General features: G+C 37.7%; 18 protein-coding genes. 9 read left to right on the plus strand and 9 right to left on the minus strand.

Translation table 11 applies throughout. The features are described 5' to 3' along the window. Positions 1 to 176: 176 nt before the first annotated feature. The gene (locus tag AC59HC_RS07385) at positions 177 to 1,472 is read right to left on the minus strand and encodes an Ig-like domain-containing protein (RefSeq protein WP_496558347.1); all 1,296 of its coding nucleotides are present in this window, start codon (positions 1,470 to 1,472) and stop codon (positions 177 to 179) included. A 234-nt stretch (positions 1,473 to 1,706) separates the two neighbouring features. Here AC59HC_RS07385 and AC59HC_RS07390 point away from each other — a divergent pair, with 234 nt between their 5' ends. The 8 genes from AC59HC_RS07390 to AC59HC_RS07425 all read left to right on the plus strand — a co-directional run bounded on the left by AC59HC_RS07390 (position 1,707) and on the right by AC59HC_RS07425 (position 10,246). Next, a complete protein-coding gene (locus AC59HC_RS07390; RefSeq protein ID WP_395973204.1) occupies positions 1,707 to 2,588 on the plus strand; it encodes a cupin-like domain-containing protein in 882 nt (293 codons plus the stop codon). Between the two features lie 124 nt (positions 2,589 to 2,712). Beyond that, on the plus strand, positions 2,713 to 3,426 hold the full coding sequence (locus AC59HC_RS07395; RefSeq protein ID WP_496558348.1) for a hypothetical protein: 714 nt from the start codon (positions 2,713 to 2,715) through the stop codon (positions 3,424 to 3,426). 64 nt (positions 3,427 to 3,490) lie between these two features. Continuing rightward, positions 3,491 to 4,027, plus strand: coding sequence for a TetR/AcrR family transcriptional regulator (locus AC59HC_RS07400; protein ID WP_496558349.1), 537 nt, complete (start codon positions 3,491 to 3,493; stop codon positions 4,025 to 4,027). Positions 4,028 to 4,037: 10 nt separating this feature from the next. Further along, entirely contained in the window at positions 4,038 to 4,571 is a 534-nt protein-coding gene (locus AC59HC_RS07405) for a Crp/Fnr family transcriptional regulator (protein WP_496558350.1), read from the plus strand. Positions 4,572 to 4,638: 67 nt separating this feature from the next. Continuing rightward, positions 4,639 to 5,022 carry a hypothetical protein gene (locus AC59HC_RS07410; RefSeq protein WP_496558351.1) on the plus strand — a complete coding sequence of 128 codons (384 nt, stop codon included), beginning with the start codon at positions 4,639 to 4,641 and terminating at the stop codon, positions 5,020 to 5,022. A 93-nt stretch (positions 5,023 to 5,115) separates the two neighbouring features. Then, complete coding sequence (locus AC59HC_RS07415; protein WP_496558352.1) at positions 5,116 to 6,252, plus strand: DUF4236 domain-containing protein; 1,137 nt, start codon at positions 5,116 to 5,118, stop codon at positions 6,250 to 6,252. A gap of 141 nt (positions 6,253 to 6,393) precedes the next feature. Continuing rightward, positions 6,394 to 9,204 carry a TonB-dependent receptor gene (locus AC59HC_RS07420; RefSeq protein ID WP_496558353.1) on the plus strand — a complete coding sequence of 937 codons (2,811 nt, stop codon included), beginning with the start codon at positions 6,394 to 6,396 and terminating at the stop codon, positions 9,202 to 9,204. Positions 9,205 to 9,211: 7 nt separating this feature from the next. Further along, positions 9,212 to 10,246, plus strand: coding sequence for a phytase (locus AC59HC_RS07425; protein WP_496558354.1), 1,035 nt, complete (start codon positions 9,212 to 9,214; stop codon positions 10,244 to 10,246). 384 nt (positions 10,247 to 10,630) lie between these two features. Here the strand turns inward: AC59HC_RS07425 and AC59HC_RS07430 are convergent, their stop codons facing one another. Next, positions 10,631 to 12,880: an ATP-binding cassette domain-containing protein gene (locus AC59HC_RS07430; RefSeq protein WP_496558355.1), complete on the minus strand. Its 2,250-nt coding sequence runs from the start codon at positions 12,878 to 12,880 to the stop codon at positions 10,631 to 10,633. A 51-nt stretch (positions 12,881 to 12,931) separates the two neighbouring features. On the opposite strand from AC59HC_RS07430, the gene AC59HC_RS07435 reads away from it, so the two are divergent. Next, the gene (locus AC59HC_RS07435) at positions 12,932 to 13,354 is read left to right on the plus strand and encodes a MarR family winged helix-turn-helix transcriptional regulator (RefSeq protein ID WP_277694562.1); all 423 of its coding nucleotides are present in this window, start codon (positions 12,932 to 12,934) and stop codon (positions 13,352 to 13,354) included. A gap of 9 nt (positions 13,355 to 13,363) precedes the next feature. Here AC59HC_RS07435 and AC59HC_RS07440 read toward each other — a convergent pair whose 3' ends face one another. The 7 genes from AC59HC_RS07440 to AC59HC_RS07470 all read right to left on the minus strand — a co-directional run bounded on the left by AC59HC_RS07440 (position 13,364) and on the right by AC59HC_RS07470 (position 22,671). Beyond that, positions 13,364 to 14,158 carry a sterol desaturase family protein gene (locus tag AC59HC_RS07440; protein WP_496558356.1) on the minus strand — a complete coding sequence of 265 codons (795 nt, stop codon included), beginning with the start codon at positions 14,156 to 14,158 and terminating at the stop codon, positions 13,364 to 13,366. Positions 14,159 to 14,166: 8 nt separating this feature from the next. Next, a complete protein-coding gene (locus AC59HC_RS07445; protein WP_062670440.1) occupies positions 14,167 to 14,436 on the minus strand; it encodes a hypothetical protein in 270 nt (89 codons plus the stop codon). Between the two features lie 81 nt (positions 14,437 to 14,517). After that, entirely contained in the window at positions 14,518 to 15,858 is a 1,341-nt protein-coding gene (locus AC59HC_RS07450; protein ID WP_496558357.1) for a S41 family peptidase, read from the minus strand. Positions 15,859 to 15,864: 6 nt separating this feature from the next. Further along, positions 15,865 to 16,608, minus strand: coding sequence for a hypothetical protein (locus tag AC59HC_RS07455; protein ID WP_496558358.1), 744 nt, complete (start codon positions 16,606 to 16,608; stop codon positions 15,865 to 15,867). Between the two features lie 181 nt (positions 16,609 to 16,789). Further along, on the minus strand, positions 16,790 to 17,713 hold the full coding sequence (locus AC59HC_RS07460; protein WP_496558359.1) for a T9SS type A sorting domain-containing protein: 924 nt from the start codon (positions 17,711 to 17,713) through the stop codon (positions 16,790 to 16,792). A 75-nt stretch (positions 17,714 to 17,788) separates the two neighbouring features. Continuing rightward, positions 17,789 to 19,081, minus strand: coding sequence for a beta-helix domain-containing protein (locus AC59HC_RS07465; RefSeq protein ID WP_216444871.1), 1,293 nt, complete (start codon positions 19,079 to 19,081; stop codon positions 17,789 to 17,791). A 302-nt stretch (positions 19,082 to 19,383) separates the two neighbouring features. After that, positions 19,384 to 22,671, minus strand: coding sequence for a TonB-dependent receptor (locus tag AC59HC_RS07470; protein WP_496558360.1), 3,288 nt, complete (start codon positions 22,669 to 22,671; stop codon positions 19,384 to 19,386). Between the last annotated feature and the right edge of the window lie 29 nt (positions 22,672 to 22,700).

The raw sequence follows: 22,700 nt of genomic DNA on the forward strand, positions 1-22,700 counted from the left end.
GCAGCTTTTTTCGAACTCTGCCAAACAACAAATGATAATATAAAACCGAGCCCTATAAACAAAACAGAATTATATTTACCCCAAGCCTTCTGTAATACTGAAAAAAATAATAGCAACCAAAAAGCAAACTATTGAAACTGTATATAAAAGCTGGTTATCAATCGTTTGTAATCAAACTATTTTTCCCTCGTTTTAAATTTTATAACAAAGTTTTCATCTTTCAGAGGGTACCCTTCTTTAGACCTGAAACTTTTATTGGTGAGTATAAATTCATATTCTTTGCCGGGCTTTACATCTACTCCCAAGACCAACGTTTTATCATTATTTTCCATTCCTTTCACTTTGGTCATCGGCATATATTCTTTTCCTTTATCAGAAAGATTGAAAGAATAGTATCCGGGTACCATTTCCTGTGAGAAAGTAATTCTGAGTTCTTTTATATCAGCACTTACGCTCGCAGAGCCATTTTCAGGATCTATTTTTACAACATATGGCTGCTTCTTACGATATTCTTTCAAAAGATCAGCGGTTTTTTCCTTGAAAAACTTTGATTTGTCCAGGAAATCTTCAACAGCTTTATTATCATCATAATTCAGCTCAATAATATCTTTGATAGCCTGCTTTTTATCTTTGGCATTCTGGTAGTACATTTTACTGATTTCATACCCCACATAATACCCTAAATCGGCTCCTTCTCCTTTTTGTCTTCCATTATAAAACCAGTTGACAAGATTATCACTAAACATTTCTTTTTTAAACTGAACTTTAATTTCAGCTTCATGCGCCATTCCGTATGAAATATATTTCCTTTTCAAAGGTTCATTCATCACAAGTTCGGCAATCAGATCACATGATCCTTCCTTTATGGCCTGGTTTAAAACCCTGTTTTGATTTCCGCTCTGCTGGGTGTGGATATATTCATGAATATTCAGGGAAACGATATTATCCAGAGACTGGTTGGCAAAAACGCCCTTCAGCCATTCATCTTCAAATTCTGAGACCTCTGTAGACCCGGTTCCGGTGGCAAGTTCTGCACCTACCAACACCTGATTTCCGCTCACAGTTCCGCCAGAGTTAAGCGCCCCAATTGTAAAATACATTTCGGCATCTTTAAGTTCAGGATACAATTCCTTCAGTCTTGCAACACTGGCTTCCAGTTCTTTGGCCTTGGTTTTTATCGTTAAGGTATTGGGTCTGACTGAATTCCAGAATTTAGGATATTTTTCTATGGCTTTCACATATACACTATCGTTATAATCTCTGGCATCCATAAAAGCTTTTAAGCCTTTTGTTGCTTTATCAGTATAGAGTCGTTTGATAAGATCAAGCTTTCCGGAATAATCATTTGTTTTTTGAATGCTGTCATAAGCCACCCAAAAATTATCAATATCTGAAGTAAAAATCCTTGTTGATTTCTGTGAAAAAGCACTTGCAAATACAAGCGAAAGAATAATAGTCGAAATACACTTCATGGCTGTTTTTAATACAACAATGATACATACAATTATTGTATTCCACAAATATCGTTTATCGTTTGCACACAATAGAATTAAAAGAATAACAGAAACATCCTCATCATAATAACTCCAAAAAAGTAAGGTGTAAATCTGCATTTTACTCTTTATTTATATTAATTCCAAATAATTTTAATTCTTTCCATCTTTTTATCACAAATATTTAATACTTTAGCTTAATAATTTGAACGAATGGGAATAATCCTTAAACCAATTGATATTGTAGATGACATTTCACAGGAAGATTTCCGTGAAAAATATCTAAAGCCATGTAAGCCGGTGGTAATCAGAAATATGGCAAGAAAGTGGCCCGCTTATCAGAAATGGACGATGGATTACATGAAAGAAGTAGTAGGCGATGTTGAAGTTCCCCTTTATGATAGTTCCAAAGCAGATCCTGCCGCTCCTATCAATACTCCGACTACAAAAATGCCTTTTCGTGATTATGTTGATCTTATTCAGAAAGAGCCTACTGATCTGAGAATTTTTTTCTTTGACCCTATAAAATTTGCGCCCAAACTGTTGGACGACTATGTTCCACCAAAGAATCTTATGGGTGGATTTTTAGATAAATATCCCAGTATGTTTTTCGGAGGCAAAGGGTCTGTGACTTTCCTTCATTACGATATTGATATGCCGCATATCTTCCATACCCATTTTAATGGAAGAAAGCATGTTCTTCTGTTTGAATACAAGTGGAAAACACGTCTGTATAAACTTCCTTATGCCACCTATGCACTGGAAGATTATGATATCGCCAATCCTGATTTTGAAAAATTTCCGGCATTAGATGGTATTGAAGGCATTGAATGTTTTCTGGAACACGGAGATACCTTATTTATGCCTACAGGCTGGTGGCACTGGATGAAATATCTGGACGGATCTTTCTCTATTTCCCTGCGTGCCTGGGATAAAAGCTGGGCGGTAAAAGCACATTCTCTCTGGAATCTTGCTGTTCAGCGTAATTTTGATAACTTTATGAAAGCCAGATACAAGAAAAGGTATATGGACTGGAAAGAAAGAAAAGCAGTAGAAAAAGCCCATATCGCTTTGAAAAAAGGACTGCCAAAATAAAAACCTTTTAGATAAAAAAGTGGATGATTCCGAGCGAATCATCCACTTTTTTTATTCACTTTTGAGATGTATTGCAAAAAATAATTAAATTGCAAACGTTCCCTAAATACAAAAATACACATACATGTTTGAAAAATTAATCGATAGCTTTGAGAAGCTGTGCCTTCAGATTATTATTGAAATTTTACTGGTTCCTGTAACGATCTTCAAATTGTTTCAGGATCCCCGCCGATGTTATGACCTTTCTGCTCACGAGATGGAAAAAGAGGAAACTGAACGTTTTCACGACTACCTTTCTCCTATCAAACTATCTGTATATACCTCCGTGATTGTCTCTGTAATTTTAATGGATTATGGTGGTGAGCATAATATTATTTCAAAGATCAAAGGGCTCAGTATGGTAGAAAAAGCGCTCTTTATATTTTTGATGAATAATATTACTGCGGTAGTATTCACCGTTGCGATATTATGGTACAAAAAAGAAAAAGTGAATACCGTCACCTTCCGGACCTTATTATTTTCTTTTATTTATACAACCGTATACACCTCTACTCCTTTTTTTATATTAATCAGCTCGGCTATGTTTCTTGGAGAAACTTTGAATGTAGATGCTTATATAGAAAGCCTGGGAAAGATAAGCAACTATGGTACAAGAGAATACCTGTTCTTTCTGGTCTTTCTGGTTTTTATTATCATTGGAATTATCGGAATTTTCAAGCTTTTCAAAGCGTTGCATTATATTCTGAAGAATAACTTCACTTATCATCCTTATATCGTATGGTTTTTTACCTTACTTTTCTTTGTTATTCAGCTATATTATACCAGAGGTTTTATTTAAAATTTATGTTCTTTTTCAAACATACCGGTCTGTTTATTTTCTACATTTGTAAAAATTTTACATTATGCCCAAACCTCGTGAAAGAATAATAAGCACTGCAATGGTTCTCTTCCATCGGCAAGGTTACAACAATACGGGCATCAATCAAATCATTGATGAAGCTAATGTATCTAAAGCAAGCTTTTACCAGCATTTTAAGTCTAAAGATGATCTTTGCATAGAATTTCTTAATAAAAGATATGATTACTGGGTGTCTGAACTTGAAAAATTCACAGCAGAAGCAGAAACACTACAAGAAAAGTTCCGGAAATCCTTCGATTTCCTGATCGACATGAATGAAAGAGAAGATTTCAGAGGATGCAGTTTTCTGAATATTCTGTCGGAAATTCCTGCAGATAAGGAAGAAATTCATAAAGTAATCCGTGATCATAAAATAAAGTTGAGAGAATCCTTCAATGAAGATATTCAAAACGATATGATTTCAGCTCATATCTATCTTCTTTTTGAAAGTTCAATATTGACCAGTCAGCTTTACAGATCCAATGAACTGATTGAAAAATCTAAAATGATCGTAGAGGATCTCCTGAACGACTCCCATTAATCCTTCAGCCATGCACATTCCGGATCTTCATTCTTTTTTGAAAGCTGAACTTCATTTATCCACTGAAGTTACTTATCCTGCTAAAACGATCCTGCTTGAAGAGGGAAAAACTTCAGATAAGATGTTCCTGGTAAAAAAAGGAGCATTGAGAGTATTCTTCTATCAGGACGGAAAAGAACTTACCCTGGAATTTATAACAGAAAACCAGGCTGTTTCATCTTTTGACAGTTTCCTGAATGGCATTCCCAGCGATCTTGTCATTGAAACTCTGGAATTAACCACTGTTTATGAATTACACGCTGAAACTTTTCACAGGCTCATGGAAAATGAGGAATTCCAGCACACTTTCCAGCCACTTTTTTACAAACGTTTCAGTGAAATTAATAAACGGCTGATTTCTTTTATCAGAGATTCACCTCAGGAAAGGTATCAGCAGCTTCTCAAAAACAGACCGGAGTTTCTTCTGCGCTTTCCACAGCATTATATTGCCACTTATCTTGGAATTACAAGTGTTTCATTAAGCAGAATACGCAACCGAAGATAATTTCTTTACAATTGTTATCGTCCAGTCAATAAGCTGGCAAGTAATTTTGCTTCAAAATAATAAAGTTATGAAGCATTTTATCCGGCAGGTATTCCAAGAAGTATTAGAAAATCCGGTATTTGACGAATTATTAATCGAAAAATATTTTTCAAAAGAATACATTCAGATTGTTGATCATTCTCAGCTTACTTATGATGAATTTGTTCTTCACATCAGAAAACTGAAAGAAAAAGTGGCTGAACAGAAGCTTGATATCATTAGTCACGCTGAAAATGGGAATATCATATTTACCCACCATGTAGCAAAATCCACCCTAAAAGATGGAAGTAAGGTGGTACATAAAGTATTGGCAGAATTTACCATCCAGAATCATCAGATTATACGATGTAATGAATTGACTTTACTTCTAGAGGGGAATACTGTTGAGAAGAATTTAGGTTCTGAAAGATAGAGTTTTTAATTGATTATATGCCATTATGGAAAACCGTAAAAAGACTATCGTTTTACTATTTAATTTTGACACCTAACCAATAAAACAATAATCATGGCTTGGAGCTATAGAAAAAGGATCAAGGTAATTCCCGGAGTACATCTTAATTTTAGTAAAAGAGGTATATCTACTACAATAGGTGTAAAAGGTGCCAGTATTAATTTCAACAAATCCGGTACAACATTAAGTACTTCTATCCTTGGCTTTTCTAGTCGACAAAAATTATCTACTCCTAAGTCAGCATCCAAAAGCAGTTCAAAATCCCAATATCAACCAATTTCACAGTATCCGGAAAATCCTATCAACAATTTTTATTATGACGAAAATATTTTCAGTGCTGATATTCATGAAATCACAAGTCAGAATATGCAGGGAATTAAAGAATCTATCATTTTAGCTCATCAACAAAAAAAGGAATTAATTACTGATCTTAAAAAAACTTCAAGAACGCTCTTTTTAACAAAGACAAAAAAAATTTTGAGTTTTGTATTTCTTTATGGTTTTGTTAATAAGAATATTCCGCAAAATTCTGATAGAGATATAAAAGCTCAAAAGCAAGCTATTGAACAGATAAAAATGATGATTGAAAAATGTTATGTTAACCTTGAAATTGATTTTGATAATGAAGTTAAAAAAAAATTTGAACTGGTGCATGAAGCTTTCAAGAAACTTACAACCTCTCACAAGATATGGGATATTACAAGTTCTCATTACCAAGACAGGGTGGCAATGCGCTCCTCAGCAAGTACAATAGTAAAGAGACGCGAAGTACATTTTGCATTGAAATCAATTCCTTATATCAAGTCAGATTACCAGGCATTATATCTGAAAAATGCAAATGGAGCAGACTTTTATATCTATCCAACATTTATTGTTATGTATAACAATGAAAACAATTTTGCAATTATAGGGATTGACGAGCTTAATTTTCATCAAACCTATACGAGATTTACTGAAACATCAACTGTTCCCAGAGACTCTAAAATCATAGGCCAAACCTGGGCAAAAGTTAATAAAAATGGTAGCCGGGATAAAAGATTTAAAAGTAATTATCAAATTCCTGTCGTACGCTATGGAAACATTCGATTTTCCACTCAAACGGGTGTACTTGAAGAATATGAATTAAGCAATTATGAACTAACAGAAGAGTTTGGCAAAACTTTTAGAGAATTTCAAACCCATTTCAGATAGCATTTTTTAAATTTAATAGATAAAATTTCGGATTTCAGGACCTTTATATTAACAATTCTTAAGATATTCTTAATTTTCTCTTCAACTCCTTTGCCAAACAGACGTTTAATTTTGCTGTTATTTTTATCTAAAATATTAAAAGTGAAGAAAATTTTTACGTCTGTTTTATTTTGTGCCTCTATTTTTTTCTATGCGCAAAACGGTTCTTTGTCCGGAAATATCAATGATGATTCAAAGATAGCCCTGCCTGGAGCCAAGATCTCATTAAGCCCGGGAAATATATATACCACTTCGGATGAGCACGGAAACTTTGTATTTCTGAATGTTCCTCCTGGAAGCTATACCATGAAAATTGACTACCTCGGTTATGGTGTGCATGAGTATACTGTAACGGTAGAACCTGAAAAAAATACCCGTCAGAATATTATTTTCGATAAGAAAGAGACATCCATTGCAGCCATTGTAGTTTCGGGAGCGACTCTGAAAAATCAGGCAAGAGCCTTGAATAAACAAAGAAATAATGCCAATATTACCAATGTGATTTCTTCTGATCAGATCGGACGTTTTCCGGATGCCAATATCGGAGATGCTTTGAAACGTGTTCCGGGAATTACGATACAAAATGATCAGGGTGAAGCAAGAAATCTTATTATCAGAGGGCTTGCTCCCAATCTGAATTCCGTTACGCTGAATGGTGACCGGATTCCGTCTGCTGAAGGAGATAACCGTAATGTACAGATGGATCTGATTCCTTCTGATATGATTTCTACTATAGAAGTCAATAAGACTTTAACTCCGGATATGGATGCCGATGCCATCGGAGGCTCCGTAAACCTGATTACCAGGGCTTCCCCGAACGGACAGAGGATTTCCGCAACCGTTGCCGGAGGATACAATCCCATCCGTGAAAAAGGAAATTATACAGCCGGATTTGTGTATGGAAACAGGTTTTTGGATAAAAAACTAGGTGCTGTATTCAGTTTTTCCTATAACAACAACAATTTTGGTTCGGATAATATAGAACCCGTATGGAGCCAGGCCAATGATCTTGCCCAAACGGTTTATGTAAGCAAAATGGGAGTTCGCTATTATAATGAACACCGTATCAGACACAGTTTTGATCTCAATATGGATTATGAGTTCAATTCCAAAAATAAGATCTATGCTTCTGCGATGTACAACTTCAGGAATGATAAGGAAACCAGATTTGCTTTAGGATATAAAATAAAACCTGTTTATAATGCCGACGAAACTGAGATTACAGACTGGAAAGGAAGTATCACAAGACAGAATAAAGGAGGTGATGCCGATAATGATAATACCCGTCTGGAAAAACAAAAAGTTCAGAACTATGCTTTAAGAGGAGAACATTTATTAGGATCTAAAGTGGATCTCGACTGGGCTGTCAATTACGCCATCGCCAGTGAAGATAAGCCTCATCAACGTTATATAGAATTTGAAAACAGCAAGATGAACTTTTCTCCGGACCTCAGCAATCCTGAGAAACCTGTGATCAACCTTCTCGCAGCAGACAATCTGGGAAGCTATAAACTGAGTGATCTCTCAGATGCCAATAACTTTACCCAGGAAAAAGAGCTGGGAGCAAAAGTGAATGTACGTTTTCCGTTTTCTGTAATTGATGGGCAAAAAGGACGTCTCCGTACCGGTTTCCGCATGCGTTTGAAGAAAAAGGAAAGAGAGAATGATTTCTACGCTTTTACCCCTGTTAACAATATGGGAAGCCTTTTATCGGCGCCAACCATACATCTTAATGGTGAAAACTTCCAGCCGGGAAATTATGTTCCGGGAACATTTGTTGATCCCGCTTTCCTTGGCGGATTGGATTTATTCAATCCTGCTCTGTTTAATGGTAAGCTGAAACCTGAAAAGTATCTTTCCAGCAACTACAATGCAAAGGAGCAGATTTATGCAGGTTATATCCGCTGGGATCAGGATTTTAATGATAAACTATCGATGATCGTTGGAGCCCGTATTGAAACAACCCAGATTGAATACACCGGAAACTATGTGATGAATGAGAAGGATCTGGTAGGACAAATCAATAATACCAATACGTATACCAATGTCCTTCCGAATATTTCCTTCAAATATGTCCCGGTGCAGGATCTTGTACTTCGTGCAGCATTTACTACCGCTCTTGCCCGCCCGAACTATTATTCTTTAGTTCCTTACCTGAATGTTATTTCAGAAGATGAAATTGTTGCAGCAGGAAATCCGAATCTGAAGGCAACCTATGCCTACAATTTTGATTTCATGGCAGAGAAATATTTCAAGTCTGTAGGGATTCTTTCCGGAGGTGTTTTCTATAAAAATCTTAACGATTTCATTTATACGTATTCCAAAAGAAACTATACCGCGAATGACTTTGCCAATGATTTTGCGGGACAAACCAACCCTATTCCGGCAGGAGAAAGCAACTGGAAATTTACCCAGCAGCGTAATGGTGACAATGTAGATATTTATGGGTTTGAAGTCGCTCTACAAAGACAGCTTGATTTCATTCCCGGAGCTTTCTGGAAAGGACTTGGAGTGTATGTCAACTATACTTACACCAAATCCAAAGCAAAAGGAATTACCAATGAAGAAGGCATTGAAAGAACAGATGTAGGGTTTCCTGGAGCTGCCCCTCATATGTTCAACGGATCTTTATCATGGGAAAACAAACGTTTTTCAGCAAGAATCTCCATGAATTATGCTTCTCATTATATTGATGAGCTCGGTGGCAAGGCATTTGATGACCGTTATTACGACAAACAGTTTTTCCTTGATGCTAATGCTTCCTACAAGATTACGAGCCAGCTCAGAGTTTTTGCTGAAGCCAATAATCTGACGAACCAGCCGTTAAGATACTACCAGGGAATCCCAAGCAGAACCGCACAGGCTGAATATTACAGACCAAGGTTTACGATGGGAGTGAAATTTGATTTTTAAAATAAACATGAAAAACCTACATTATATACTGGCTCTTGCAGTTCTTCCTTTTGTGATCAGCTGCAAAGGGCAGAAAGAAGCCATAGAAAAATTAAAACCTGCTGTTATCACAGAAACAGTGGTTCATGATACAGATGATCCTGCCATATGGATCAATCCTCAGGATCCTTCAAAAAGTATTATCATCGGAACAGATAAAGATACGGATGGAGGTTTGTACGCCTTTGATCTTAACGGAAAAATCATCCATAAAGTATTAGGATTGAAACGCCCCAACAATGTTGATATTGAATATGGTTTTATTTTAAATGGAAAGAAAACAGCCATCGCTGCCGTAACGGAAAGGGAAACGAACAAAGTAAAATTATATTCGCTTCCTGAACTGAAAGAAGTGGGAGAAATCTCAGTATTTGAAGGAGAAACAGAACGTGGTCCGATGGGAGTTTCCATGTATAAAAATCCGCAGACAGAAGAAATATTTGTCATTGTAGGAAGAAAATCTGGTCCTGCTGACGGCTACCTATGGCAATATAAGCTTACGGAGAAAAATGGCTCTATCACCGGAGAAGTTGTCCGTAAATTCGGAAAATACAGTGGCCTGAAAGAGATTGAAAGCATTGCTGTAGATGACGAAATGGGCTATATCTACTATTCTGATGAGCAGTTTGGAGTTCATAAATACTATGCTGATCCGGAAAAAGGTAATGAGGAATTAGCTGTTTTCGGAAAAGGTGATTTTAAATCTGATGTGGAAGGAATTTCCATCTATCCCACTGATAAAGGGAAAGGTTATATTCTGGTTTCGAATCAGCAGAATGATACCTTCAATGTCTACTTAAGAGAAGACCAATCAAAGGGGAGAATTGCAGAAATTCCGGTTTCTACATTAGAAAGTGATGGTTCTGAAGTGACCCATGTTAACTTGGATCCAAAATTCCCGAAAGGCGTTTTTGTTGCGATGAGCAATGGCAGAGTATTTCATTATTATGACTGGAGAGTGATTGAAAAAGCCATTAAATCTGCGGTAAAGGCTGGAAAATAAAAAAATCTTGAACCATTAAGGTTGATAAGGTTTTTAAGAATATTAAGTTGAGTTACAAGTATGAGATTGCTTCACCTTTGGTTCGCAATGACAGGTTGCTCATCTTAATACTCTTCATTTTTTCATTATTCTTAATGGTTTATAATCTTAAAAGTTTTTCAACGCAAAGTTGATTCTAAGGATAGCAATATTTTAGGAAGCTAAGAGAGAGTTGATTTGCAATCAACCGATGAAGCTGGTGTTTATCTATAAGCTTTTTAAGCAGCTTGCTGCAGCTCTTTGCTACCTTAAAAGTAAAAAATTATCTCTTAAACTTTGCGTTAAAATTTAATTCCATTCTTATAAAGTAAAGCTCATTCTAATACTCTTTATTTTTCATTCCTTTCACTGAATATGTTTCCTCAGAAACTCCGCGGTATATGATATTTTATTTTTCAACAGATCCACCGGAGTTCCTTCAAACAATACTTCACCTCCAAATTTCCCTGCACCCGGTCCCATATCAATAATCCAGTCTGCCTGGGAAATAATATCAAGATTGTGTTCGATAACAATCAGCGTATTATTCTGATCTGCAAGTCCATTAAAAAACGTAAGCAGTTTTTGGGTATCACTTGGATGCAGTCCTGTGCTCGGTTCATCAAGAATAATGATCTGATTGGTATTTTTCAGTTCTCTTGTCAGCTTCAGGCGTTGTCTTTCGCCTCCGGAAAAGCTGTCCAGTCTTTGCCCTAATGTCAGATAATCAAGTCCTAATTGTATCAGCAGATCAAAATTTCTGAGCACCAATTCTTCCTTAAAAAAGTCAGCGGCCTCAGAAACCGTCATGCTCATGACTTCTGCAATTGTTTTTCCGCTGTAGGTATATTGCATTACATCAGGATCAAATCCTGAACCTCCGCAAACCTCGCATGGCTGCTCAATATCATCCATAAAAGCCAGGTCAATCTTTTCTATTCCCAAACCTTTACAGTTTTTGCAGGCTCCGTCACTGTTTCTGCTGAAGAGTTTATCTGAAACATGGTTAGATTGTGCAAAAAGCTTACGTACAATATCTGATATTCCGAGATAAGTAAGCAAATTGGAGCGGGCACTTGCAGCGAACAAAGATTGATCAATAATAGTTACATCCGGATAGAGTTCCGGGAGAATACGATTTATCAGGGTACTTTTGCCGGATCCTGCCACTCCGGTAACGACTGTCATTATCCCGGTGGGAATATTTACCGTCACATTTTTAAGATTATATCTGTTGGCATTTTTAATTTCCAGATAGCCATCAGGTTTTCTGAATTCTTGTTTGATGGAAGGTTTTGTTGCGAAATAAGAACCTGTTTTACCTGCCGATTTTTTTAAATCTTTAACCGCCCCGTCATAGATCACTTCTCCTCCGTTTCTTCCTGAACCGGGGCCAATATCAATTACCCTGTCCGCCATTTTGATCAGATCCGGATCATGCTCAACGATTAAAACAGAGTTTCCTTTGTCTCTGATCTGCTGAATGATAGTGATGATATTCTGCAGATCCTTCGGATGAAGTCCAATACTGGGTTCATCAAAAATATACAACAGATCTACCAGGCTGTTTCCCAAACTCCTCACCATTTTTATACGCTGGGATTCTCCTCCGGAAAGCGTGTTGGTACTTCTGTCAAGAGTCAGATACTGCAATCCTATCGTAATGATATTCTGCAGCTTTGCGGAAAGCTCTTTGATGACGACTTCATATGCTTTTGAATCCAGTGAGGTAATAAACTCAAGCAGTTCATCCACTGAAAGGGCCATACAATCTGCAATACTTTTACCTTCGATTTTACAGGACAGTATTTTTTCGTTCAGACGTTTTCCCTGGCAAGACGGGCAGGTTTTGGTAATCACAATATTCTTCAGAGCGTCTTTTCTTGTGATGTTTTCTTTTGAATCTTTTTTCAGAAATGCTTTTTCAATCCTTGGAACAATTCCTTCATATTTTACCGTTTTTCCCCATTCTTTATCAGGACGTTTCGGTTTGTGTTCCTGTGCATACAACAGGGTTTCCCATTCTTTATCGGTGAAATCCTTCAACTTTTTATCATTATCGAAATAACCGGACAAAGTATATCTTGTTAAACGCCATCCTCCAGGCTGAAATGTCGGGAAACGAATGGCTCCTTCATGTAAGGATTTTTCACGATCAATCAAAGTATTTACATTCAAAGTCTGAACAAATCCCAATCCTTCACATTCAGGACACATTCCCTGTGGATGATTGAATGAAAAAACATTGGAGTACCCTACAAACGGCTCTCCCATTCTCGAAAACAGCAGTCTCAAAGAAGCAGACACATCCGCTGCCGTTCCCACCGTAGATCTGGCATTTCCACCCAACCGTTTTTGATTGATAATAATAGGAACATTAAGGTTTTCAATTTTATCTACATCCGGAAGGCCATAATGCTGCAGGCGGTTTCTGATAAAGCTGTTCTGGGTCTCATTAATCTGTCTTTGTGCTTCTGCTCCAATGGTTTCAAAAACCAAAGATGATTTCCCGGATCCCGATACCCCCGTAAAAACCACGATCCTGTACTTTGGAATTTTTATGGAAATATTTTTGAGATTATTCTGACGGGCGTTCGTAATTTCTATATTTTCCATGATAAAAATACTTAACTTTGTTAATATTTAACTAAGTTAAGCATATTTGTAATGAAACCCATTGAAAAAGAATTTTTTAACACATTTACTGATTTCCAATGTCTTATTCTGGCTCACATGAACCGGGGTGACATTAACGGAGTAACTGCTGCTCATTATAATATTATTGAATTTATTATGAGGAAAGGAACAGCAACAGGAAGGGAAATATCACTGGCTTTCAACATTAGCCAGGCAGCCATTTCAAAACAGCTGAAATTTCTGATCGGTCAAGATTTGATTGTCCGGGAACAAGAGAAAGCAGACCACAGGAAATTCAATCTTTCAGTAACGGATAAAGGAAGGTTTATTGTAGATAATTCTGAAACTTTCCGTAAGGCTATCACTCATCAGACGGCTTCCATACTTACCTCTGAAGAATTAAAAAACTTTAATTATCTGCTGGGGAAAGTTTTGAATAATATAAAACTGTAGTATCCATAGTTACTTATATGTCCCGAATAACCTGTCCCAGATCGAAGTATAAAACCCAAAGTTTTTACTTTCATCCAAATGGTGCTGGTTATGAAACCTTGTTGTTCCTACAAAAAAGCGGTCAAAAGACACCGGAAAAAATTCTCTGTTCAGATGCCCTATCGTTCCCCAGATCAGATTAAGCAAAAGATAGATGGAAATCGAAATGACAGAGAAATCATATCCTATGAGTATAACCAGAATCATCAGTCCGAACCCTATGGTTTCCAAAGGATGCAGAACAAAAAGACTTAAAAAGTTGGTACTGATATGTTCATGGTGTTTTCCGTGTAGAACTTTATAGACCAAGGGTAAATGTGCTGCAAAATGAAATAAATACATCAGAAAATCCATTAAGAGGAGTAAAACAGCTACTTCCGCTATTATTCCAATTACTGATTCTGTCTGTCCCAGCACAATCCATCCTTTTTTCCATAAAAAAGCCCCCAAAAGCATAACAAAACTGTTACATCCTATGGTAAGCAGACTAAGATAAAAGTCAGATCGGGTAACAGGATGATTTTTTTCCTGCAACTGACTTTTACGGCAAGTCTTTTCGATAAAAATATACGACCCTATCGAAAACAGATATAGGAAAATATTAACGATCAGACTGAATATCAACCATTGTGGCCAGGAAAACTGCCAGAATACCTGTAAATAACCGGAAAGTTCTGTTGGGTTAAAATTCATAAGTTTTTCATCCTTCAGCTTAATGGTCATAAAGGTATGAATTTCACCGTAAAACCAACCGATAAAGTACATTCCGGGCTTTATTTCTGTCTAGCCTTTCTTCTGAGCTCCCTAAGTCTTGACGTGAGCTTTTTTCTCAAATCGTTATGATAGGCACGGTAGTTTTTGATGCTGTTTTCCAGATTTTTCTTGTTAAGCAGATACTCTTCGTACAGATGTCCCAGTTCTGAAATCTGAGTAATAACCTCTGAAGGCTGGCTTTCAGGATCTTCTGCCGCTTCTATCAGCAGACGGTAATATTCAATACGGCTGGTCAGGTTCATGTGAAGTTTTGGTTCTATTCCCTGCATGATTTTATCATTTTAGTTATTTTGTGAATGGGTAAAGGATAAAGATATTTTTTATATTATTTTTTGTTTTTTGAATCCAGCTTATTTCTCCATCATAACCGGAGGCACGTCACTCTGAAATAAAATTTTGATATTTCCGTTCTTTTCGTGGTCTGCTGATTTGAAATAACCTCCGTTAAGTGCAGAAGAAATAAGGGTTTCATTGGGATCTCCCAAAGGTAATAATGGCAGTCCGGTAAATTCATTGACATTGCTCTGCGGGGAAATTCCACTACTGTATTCTCCGGCTCCGCTGGCATTAAAGACTTTATAAATCACCGGATGAATCTGCCAGGAAATTTTTCTGGGTTTACGCTTGTCTTCCACTACAAATCCGGCCATATCTTTCCCCAGCGTAGTATCTCCTATCTGAATCACCTGCATATAAGGTTTGAGATTATTCACAACAATTTCAGCAGCTGATGCCGTACTGTTCGATGTGAGAATACATACTTTCTGTAATCCCAGCGCATTCGCACGCAACGTTGCAAAGTCCAGCGCTTTGGGATCATAGGCAATTTGCTGGGAAAATGTTCTTTTTACTTCACCTCCATTTTTATTTCCTTTAAAAATGATGAACGGCGAGGCGGATGATAATCCTGAAGGAATCAGGGAGCAAAGAGCTGCAGCAGATGACACCGAACCTCCATAATTGTATCGAAGATCCAGAATTAATTCCTTTACTCCGGCGGCCTTCAATTCCCCAAACTTTTGATATAGCGTTTGAGTCATTCCGTCAGGGAAATCATAGATGTACATATAACCTACTTTTTTACCATTTTTTTCAAAAACTTTGGATAAAACAGGCTGTTCAAAAGAGAAACCATAGTAAACGGTGATGTTTTTTTCATCCGTAACGCTTCCGTTTTGCCATTTTCCAACGGTAAGCTCTACAACCGTCTGGTCTTTAATGGATGAAGCCATTGCTTCGGCATTCGCGGCTGTCATTACTTTTCCATTGACTTTGGTAATGATCATTCCTCTCTCCAGTCCTGCATTGAAAGCCGGGGAGTTTTGCAGCACCAGCTTCACTACAGTAACCACTTCATTATTAGCAAGCTGAACAATGGTATAGTCAAAACCGTACATATTCCTTATAGAACGTGGATACGAAGAGGAATCTTCCGTATTCACCATAAAAGAAAACCGATCTTTGGGAGACAGCAGACTTTTAAAAAAATCTTTTACAGGAAGCTTATAATCCGGCTTTGCAGGCATCTCATCTGCCCAGTAATAGTATCTTTTCATACTGTCCTGAACCCAAAGGTTTACAGCTCCGGTACTTCCTTCCGGAAAAACGGGTGCGCTTTCGTCATTATTATTGGTACACGAAATGAGAAAAACTGCGATGGCAATATATTGAAGTTTTAAAAAGTTTTTCATATATAATTACAGATATTCTGCTACGTCAATATCTCCTTTTACCACCCATTCTCCATTTTCCATTTTTTCCTGAAGTACAATCATATTGGCGCCCGTGTGTTGTTTTAATTTCACCTGAATCATTTTAGATCCTGCGTAAGGCTCTGTAGTTTCCGGTTTGTATAATTCAAGATATATGGGAGCTGTTGAGCTGAAGAAGCTATAAATTTTCACTGCCGTAAAGTTGTCTTTCCCTATATTGTCAAACTCGGCAAGTACTACTCCGTTTTCTCTTTTCAAAATGCCTTTCACTTCTTTGAGAGAGCTTCCGGAAAATTCTCCCAGATTGGGAAAAATAAATTCAAAACCTACTTTCCCGAGATTCACCTGAGGTTTTACTGCATAGGTCTGCAGATAAATTCCGGGAAGATTAAAAAAGTAGAGGTTTTTATAATCATTTATATTGTCATATGTAATATTGTATTTTGCAATTTCAGCGCCTGTATCATTATTATAGACAGACAATTTATTAGTTTCTCCCTGATCCAGAACAAACTGAAGCCGGGTTTCTATTTTATTGGTGTAAGATGTTTTTCCATCAATAGATATGGGCTGTCCGTTGAACCTCAGCTGAAGTGCATCAGGTTTGGAAAATCCTTTGATATTAACGTCTCCGGGTTTCTGCACTTTATCATACAGCTCCATGGTATTATTGTCTGTACATGAAAACAGTACAGTGAAAAACAGTAGTAATGCGAAGATTTTGTTCATCTTTCTTCAATTATTTCTTGTAAAACTTAAAAATATTGCCCGGCCCATGGGCCGGGCAATATATAATTATAAAAAAACTAGTTGGATATGTTCTGGATAACCTTTTTGCGAAGGCTACCCATTTTTTTATATTAAAATTTCATGGTGTTTCTAAAAATCAGATTCTAAGGGGACAGAATGATTATTTTTTAATAAACTTCAGCCTTTCCGTAGTTTTTCCATCCGTAATTTCAGCAATATACGCTCCGGATGTAAGCTCTGCTGTGCTGATCGCTTTAGAATACTGAGTGGTAAGAACTTTCTGTCCTGCTGCATTGTAAATACTAACCATAGTTATATTTTCTTTCAACGCCGGATTAAGCTGCAGCTGTAAAGATTCTCTTACCGGATTTTCTGCTATTTGTGTTACAATTTTGTTTCTTTTTACATCCTTAGTTCCCAAAAATGAAGTAGCATAAATTCCGATTTCATCAATATTAATGTTCTGGACATTATTTCCGCTTGTTTTTCTGTTTGACCACATTCCGATATAGATCTTTTTCCCGGCAAAAGCAGAAAGATCTACAAGGGATTCCACAAACTGAGTAAGATCAGCCGGAAAAGGATTGGCTGAGTCACCTACCTGTATTTTATACATACTCTGAACATCATTTCCGTCTGCATCTACGGTCATTGCCTGAAAGTCCGATAACGTTGGAACTTCTTTCTGCGGTGTGCTTACATAGATAAAAAGTTCTCTGGCAACAATCGTGTGAGTAGATCTCTGTCTCCCGATATAGGCGGCCAGTGTAATGGTTCCTGCAGTATTGGTAAGGTCAATCTGAGGAGAAATAATCCAGTCATTTTCTGTGGTGAATCCGTTAGCATTTCCAGTTGGAACCAAATTGATAGAATGGCGTAGAACACCTGCAGTTCCATAGGCCAAGGTAGTTCCGTTGTGATAGATGTTTTCTCCCTGTACCCATCCGTTTCCATTGCTATTAAGGTCATGAAAAGTCCAGCCCTGAAGATCGGCAGGAGTATCAAACGAATTTCCCCATACCAGAGACTGTGCTGCAGCCAGGTGGGATAAAAACAGAACAGATGATAAAATTATTTTTTTCATAATGCTGATGATTAAAATTTTTGAAGTAAAAGCAAGGAATCAGCATGTGCTGTTCCCTGCTTTTTAAAGTTTTTATTATTCTACAATGGAGAAGTTGTATTTTGTCCAAAGTCCCTGGAAGTTTCCACAGTTTCTTGGAGAAACATTCCAACCACCTTCGTTGAAGAAAGGCTGGCTCATACCCCATAGAGTTGCAGGAGTACCAGTCGCCAGGTTAGCTGCAGGGATTCCTGCTGTACCTGTACCTGTAACTGAAGTAGTAAATCCGTGAACCTGGATGGTGCTGTATGCTGAAGCTGAAGAAAGCTCAGAACCTGTACCTTCTACTTTGATACCCACAGGATAACCTGTAACGACAGCGTTATTTAATGTTAATCTTCCGTGTCTTCTGATGTGGATACCGTTTTCATATAAAGCACCTTTAGTAGAGTTCTTAGAACCAACGATAGTAAGGTTGTTGATCACCGGATGAGTCAACAATGTTGTAGAAGAACCTTCTGCGTTGTTATCAAGCTCGATACCGTTAGAATCCGGGCTTGATCCGCTAAGACTGTGTGTAGAGTTGTAATCTGCCAAAGCTAATGCACAAGTGATTGTTCCTGTATATCCGTTATCGAAGTCGAAGTTATCATCATCTGCAGCAAAAGAAACAAGGTTTGAAGCGTTTACAGTACCTCCGAAGAATTCAAAAGAGTCATCTTTCCCGAAAGAAACCTGAATATGATCCAAAGTAGTTCCGTTTCCTACTCCTCCTAACGTAAGACCGTTGATTTCGTTACCTGAATTCGGAGCTAAAAGATCATATCCTGCAAACTCGATACGAACATATTTTAATGTTCCTCCGTTATGGGAAGCATTGGTACCTCCGTAATAGAAATCAGGACCGGATAATCCTTCAATTGTTTTTGTGAATGGAGTGTTTGTAGGCGCATCACCTAATATAACAACACCTCCGAAGTCACCAGGAGCAGCAGTTGTATCTTCGTTTCCGTCTAACAATTTGTAGCTGGTGAAAATAATAGGCTGAGCCTCTGTACCCGCTGCATTGATTTTTCCTGTTTTAGCAATTACCAAAACTCCGGTAGCTGTATTGTTTGCGCTTGGCTTGGCTTTAATGAATGTACCCGGCTGGATTGTTAATGTAGCTCCATTTTTTACCGTTACAATTCCATTTAGTTCAACTACTCCACTCCATGTAGTATTTGAAGTAATATCACCACTTACACTGGTTACCGGAAGCGCAGAAGCTGTAAGGTACTCAGCAGAAGTAGATTTCATTTCGAATGGAGAAGATGAATCTGCCAGTTGATCATTTTGACAAGCTGTAAGAGATAATGCTGCCACTGCAATTAGAGTTAGTCTTTTCATTGTTATAATTTTTAATAAATCCGGCTGTATTATTTTTATACCAGATCAGTTTTTTATTCAGGAATATCTTCCTCTCTATTCCTTCGATTTGTTTTTTGGTGTTCATCCCATCGCTGCAGGAGGAACTGCATTGCGGGCGTTCCCATGAGAATCGTTAATGCCTGGGAAAAGCTGTTAACGTCCGGTTTTTTCAGAACTGTACTGCTGTGCGCATCATCAGTATTCTTCAGTTTTTGATCAGGTTCCCGAAACCTGTACGCTTCTATATTTAAGATATCTTTCTGTATCGCTGGTATACTTCTTTAAAAAGTATAATTCACACTCAGGCTGAACATTCTTCCACTGTATGCCCTGAACATGATCTTGTCAATATTTTTATCATATCTGTCTGTTGCTCCCGGAAGCAGATCCCAGGCTTCTCTTTCTGTCCCTACATTACTTCCTCCTCCATCTTTTGCAGCCAGATAAGAATTGAAATTGTTATAATATTCTTTTACCCTGTTAAAAATGTTTCTTACATTTAATTTTACTTCCAGATTTCTGTTACGAAGTAATTTATAAGAGATCTGAGCGTCTGCCACTGCATAAGGCCGCTGGATTTCTTCTCCTTTGTACGCATATCCTACTGTGATGTACTGGTCTCCTTTTGCGTTATACAAAAAACTCATCCCTAAACGGTTTCCATCATAGATCAGTCCAAGATTGTAAGCATAAGGAGTCTGTCCGTAAAGCGGGCGTTTCACTTCATAGGTTTCATCATTATCACCTGTTTTGTACAGATCTTTAAAAGCAACTACTTTGGTATGGTTATACGTAAAATTTCCGCTTATGAAAAGCTTTTCCAGAAAAGTTACGTCAGCAATAAAGCCTAAACTTTTTCTTACCTCAGCCTCTACTCCTATCAGTTTTGCATTTTTTGAATTTCCATTATACAGGAAAAGATTTCCCTCGCTGGAAATATGGCCTTCACGTTCGATAGGTCTGTCTATATTTTTATAATACAATCCTGCCGAAAATATTTCTCCCAATCCTGGAAACCATTCAAATTTGAAATCATAATTATTAATGACAGAAGAAGTCATTTCCGTATTGTAAATCAAACCGTTGGCCACCGGATCGAAATAAGGAAGTCCTGTTCTTTCATTGAACTGAGGGCGGATAACAGATCTGTTGTAAGCAAGCCTTAGATTAATTTTATTGGTAGGACTGTAGGTAAAGTTCGCTGAGGGCATCCATTGCCACGGTTTATCTTCAACGGCTGCTCTTTCCACATTCTTTGTATCATTTGGATCTAATTGTTGTGAGATAAGATCATATTTAAAGTACTCTGCACGAAGGCCCCAGACTAACCTTAATTTCTTCCAACGGTTATCAAACATGACAAAAACCGCATGTTGATTAACCTCTCCTTCATACTTGTCATTTTTATACAATGCTTTGGTTTCCCAGCCAATACCACCCGGAACATAATGGGAGCCATTAAACCAGTCAGCAAGTGAACCATACATCGTCAAATAGTTCTTCTCGCTGTTCGGAACGTCACGGTTTTCGTCAACACGAAGAAAAAACTTCTGTTGCTGGTTGGTATTGTTTTTTATAGCACCGGCATATCCTGTTTTAATGGTATTTTTAAAGCTTCCTGCATCCATATCCCACTTAACAGACGCACCGTAATTGTAATCTGTTTCTTTGTTTTCTATATATCCTCTGTAAAAATCGGCTCCGGAATTATAGATCTTATGAAATGTGAGAATTTCATTTCCGATAAAGTCGTACCTGGTAATATACTGTGTGTAGTCTTTAGTATCAGAAGCTACTCCTGTACGGGCCGCAAACCAACTGATCTCTGTATTTCCTATTTTATGGCTTCCTTCCAGTTTATTTTGTAAAAGGGTCTGAAAAATCGGGTAATTGGTATTATCGGTATAAGGCCTGTCTAAGTTTTTGATCTGAGCCGGATCATTATTGGGGATGACACCGTTATAAAAATAATTATAAGCTAATTCTGCATTGGATGCCATTCCACTACCCGTTGAGTATTCGTTCCAGCCTGTTACTCTTGTGAGCGTATTATCAAAAATATGGGTATATGAATTACGGAATGAGATTCTGTTTTTCCCAAGTTGCAATCCAAAATTAAGCATTCCTGCCAGTGTCGAATTGTAATTATAGGAGGCCCCACTGTTTTTGAAATTATAGAATGGAATCTCTCCGTTTGCATCAGGCATTCCAGTAGTATCCAGCCAGTTTCCTCTTCCCGTATGGTCAATATCCAGTTTATTCTGTTCATTTCTGATGACAAATGCTCCGGCAAATCCCCATTTATTATTGTTTTTAAGAGCATATGTCCTTCCTAATGCCAGCTGTATATTAGATCCCATATCACCTCTGGTTGTATAGGTGCTGAAATTGTCATTGGTAAACTGCCTGGACTGTTCAAAAAACCTTGGATCTGTCCAGTTCATCGGCTCCAGTCCTTTGGGAAAATCTCTTGTTCCGTCATCATATCCGAAATAATCGTACTTTCCTCGCTTGCGGGTCAGAAATTCTTTGAAGGCCGACTGATCGTTATATGAAGTTCCTAATGTAACGGTTGTAAAGTTTTCATTGGGAATATCCTTGGTTCTCACTTCTACGTAACCTCCTGCAAAGCTGGCATTCATATCAGGAGTGGCAGATTTGCTTACCACCACACTTTCTACCATTGCCGTAGGAATAATGTCAAATGAAAAGTTCTGATTATACGCTTCCGTGCTTGGCAGGTTGATTCCGTCCATGGCCGCGGTGTTCCAACGTTCTCCCATGGATCTTACCACTACATATTTATTATCAATGGTGGTAATTCCTGTTACCCTTTTCAAAGTTCCTCCCACATCGCTGTCGGGTGTCTTGGAAATCTGTTCCGCTGAAATACCATCACTCATCTGGGCTGCTTTCTTCTGCTGGGCAAGAAGTCCCGCCTGAGTATCTGCTTTACGGGCTGCCGTAATCACAACTTCTTTGATATCTGTAATTTTATCAGAAGCTTTATTTAAAGCAAATGAGACAGAACTGGTTTCGTTATTGATAACAGACAATTTTTCAACTCTCAGCGTATTATATTTAGGAGCTTTTATGGTCAGATTATAAGTTCCGGAAGGAAGATCTATGGTAAAGTCACCGTTATTATCAGTGACCACTGTTTTCTGAGCTACAGTGACTTCTGCTCCGGTAACGGGATTTCCTACTTCATCCACTATTTTACCGGAAATTCGTCCGTTTCCCAATGCGGAAATAGTAGAGCTTTCATATTTTATCGAAATAAGATCACCATGCAGTCGGTAAATAATAGGAAGTCCATTGGTAATGTCCTTCAGACAGTTGTTGACAGAAGTATTTTCACATTTCACTCCTTTTACCTTCAGCTGTTTAATGTCTACCTTGGAATATGCCAGTCTCATTCCCGTTTTTCCGGCAAATTCTTCCAAAACTTCAATCAACGGCCTGTTGGCAGGTACAGAAAATGTTACTTTCTGAACCAGCTCCTGAGCTTCTGCGGCTACAGTAAAAAATAAGGCTGCTATGGTAATCCCACATTTCAAACTTTTCATACTTAATAGTGTTCTCTTGATTATGATTA

Source organism: Chryseobacterium sp. DZ-32 (assembly GCF_059587025.1).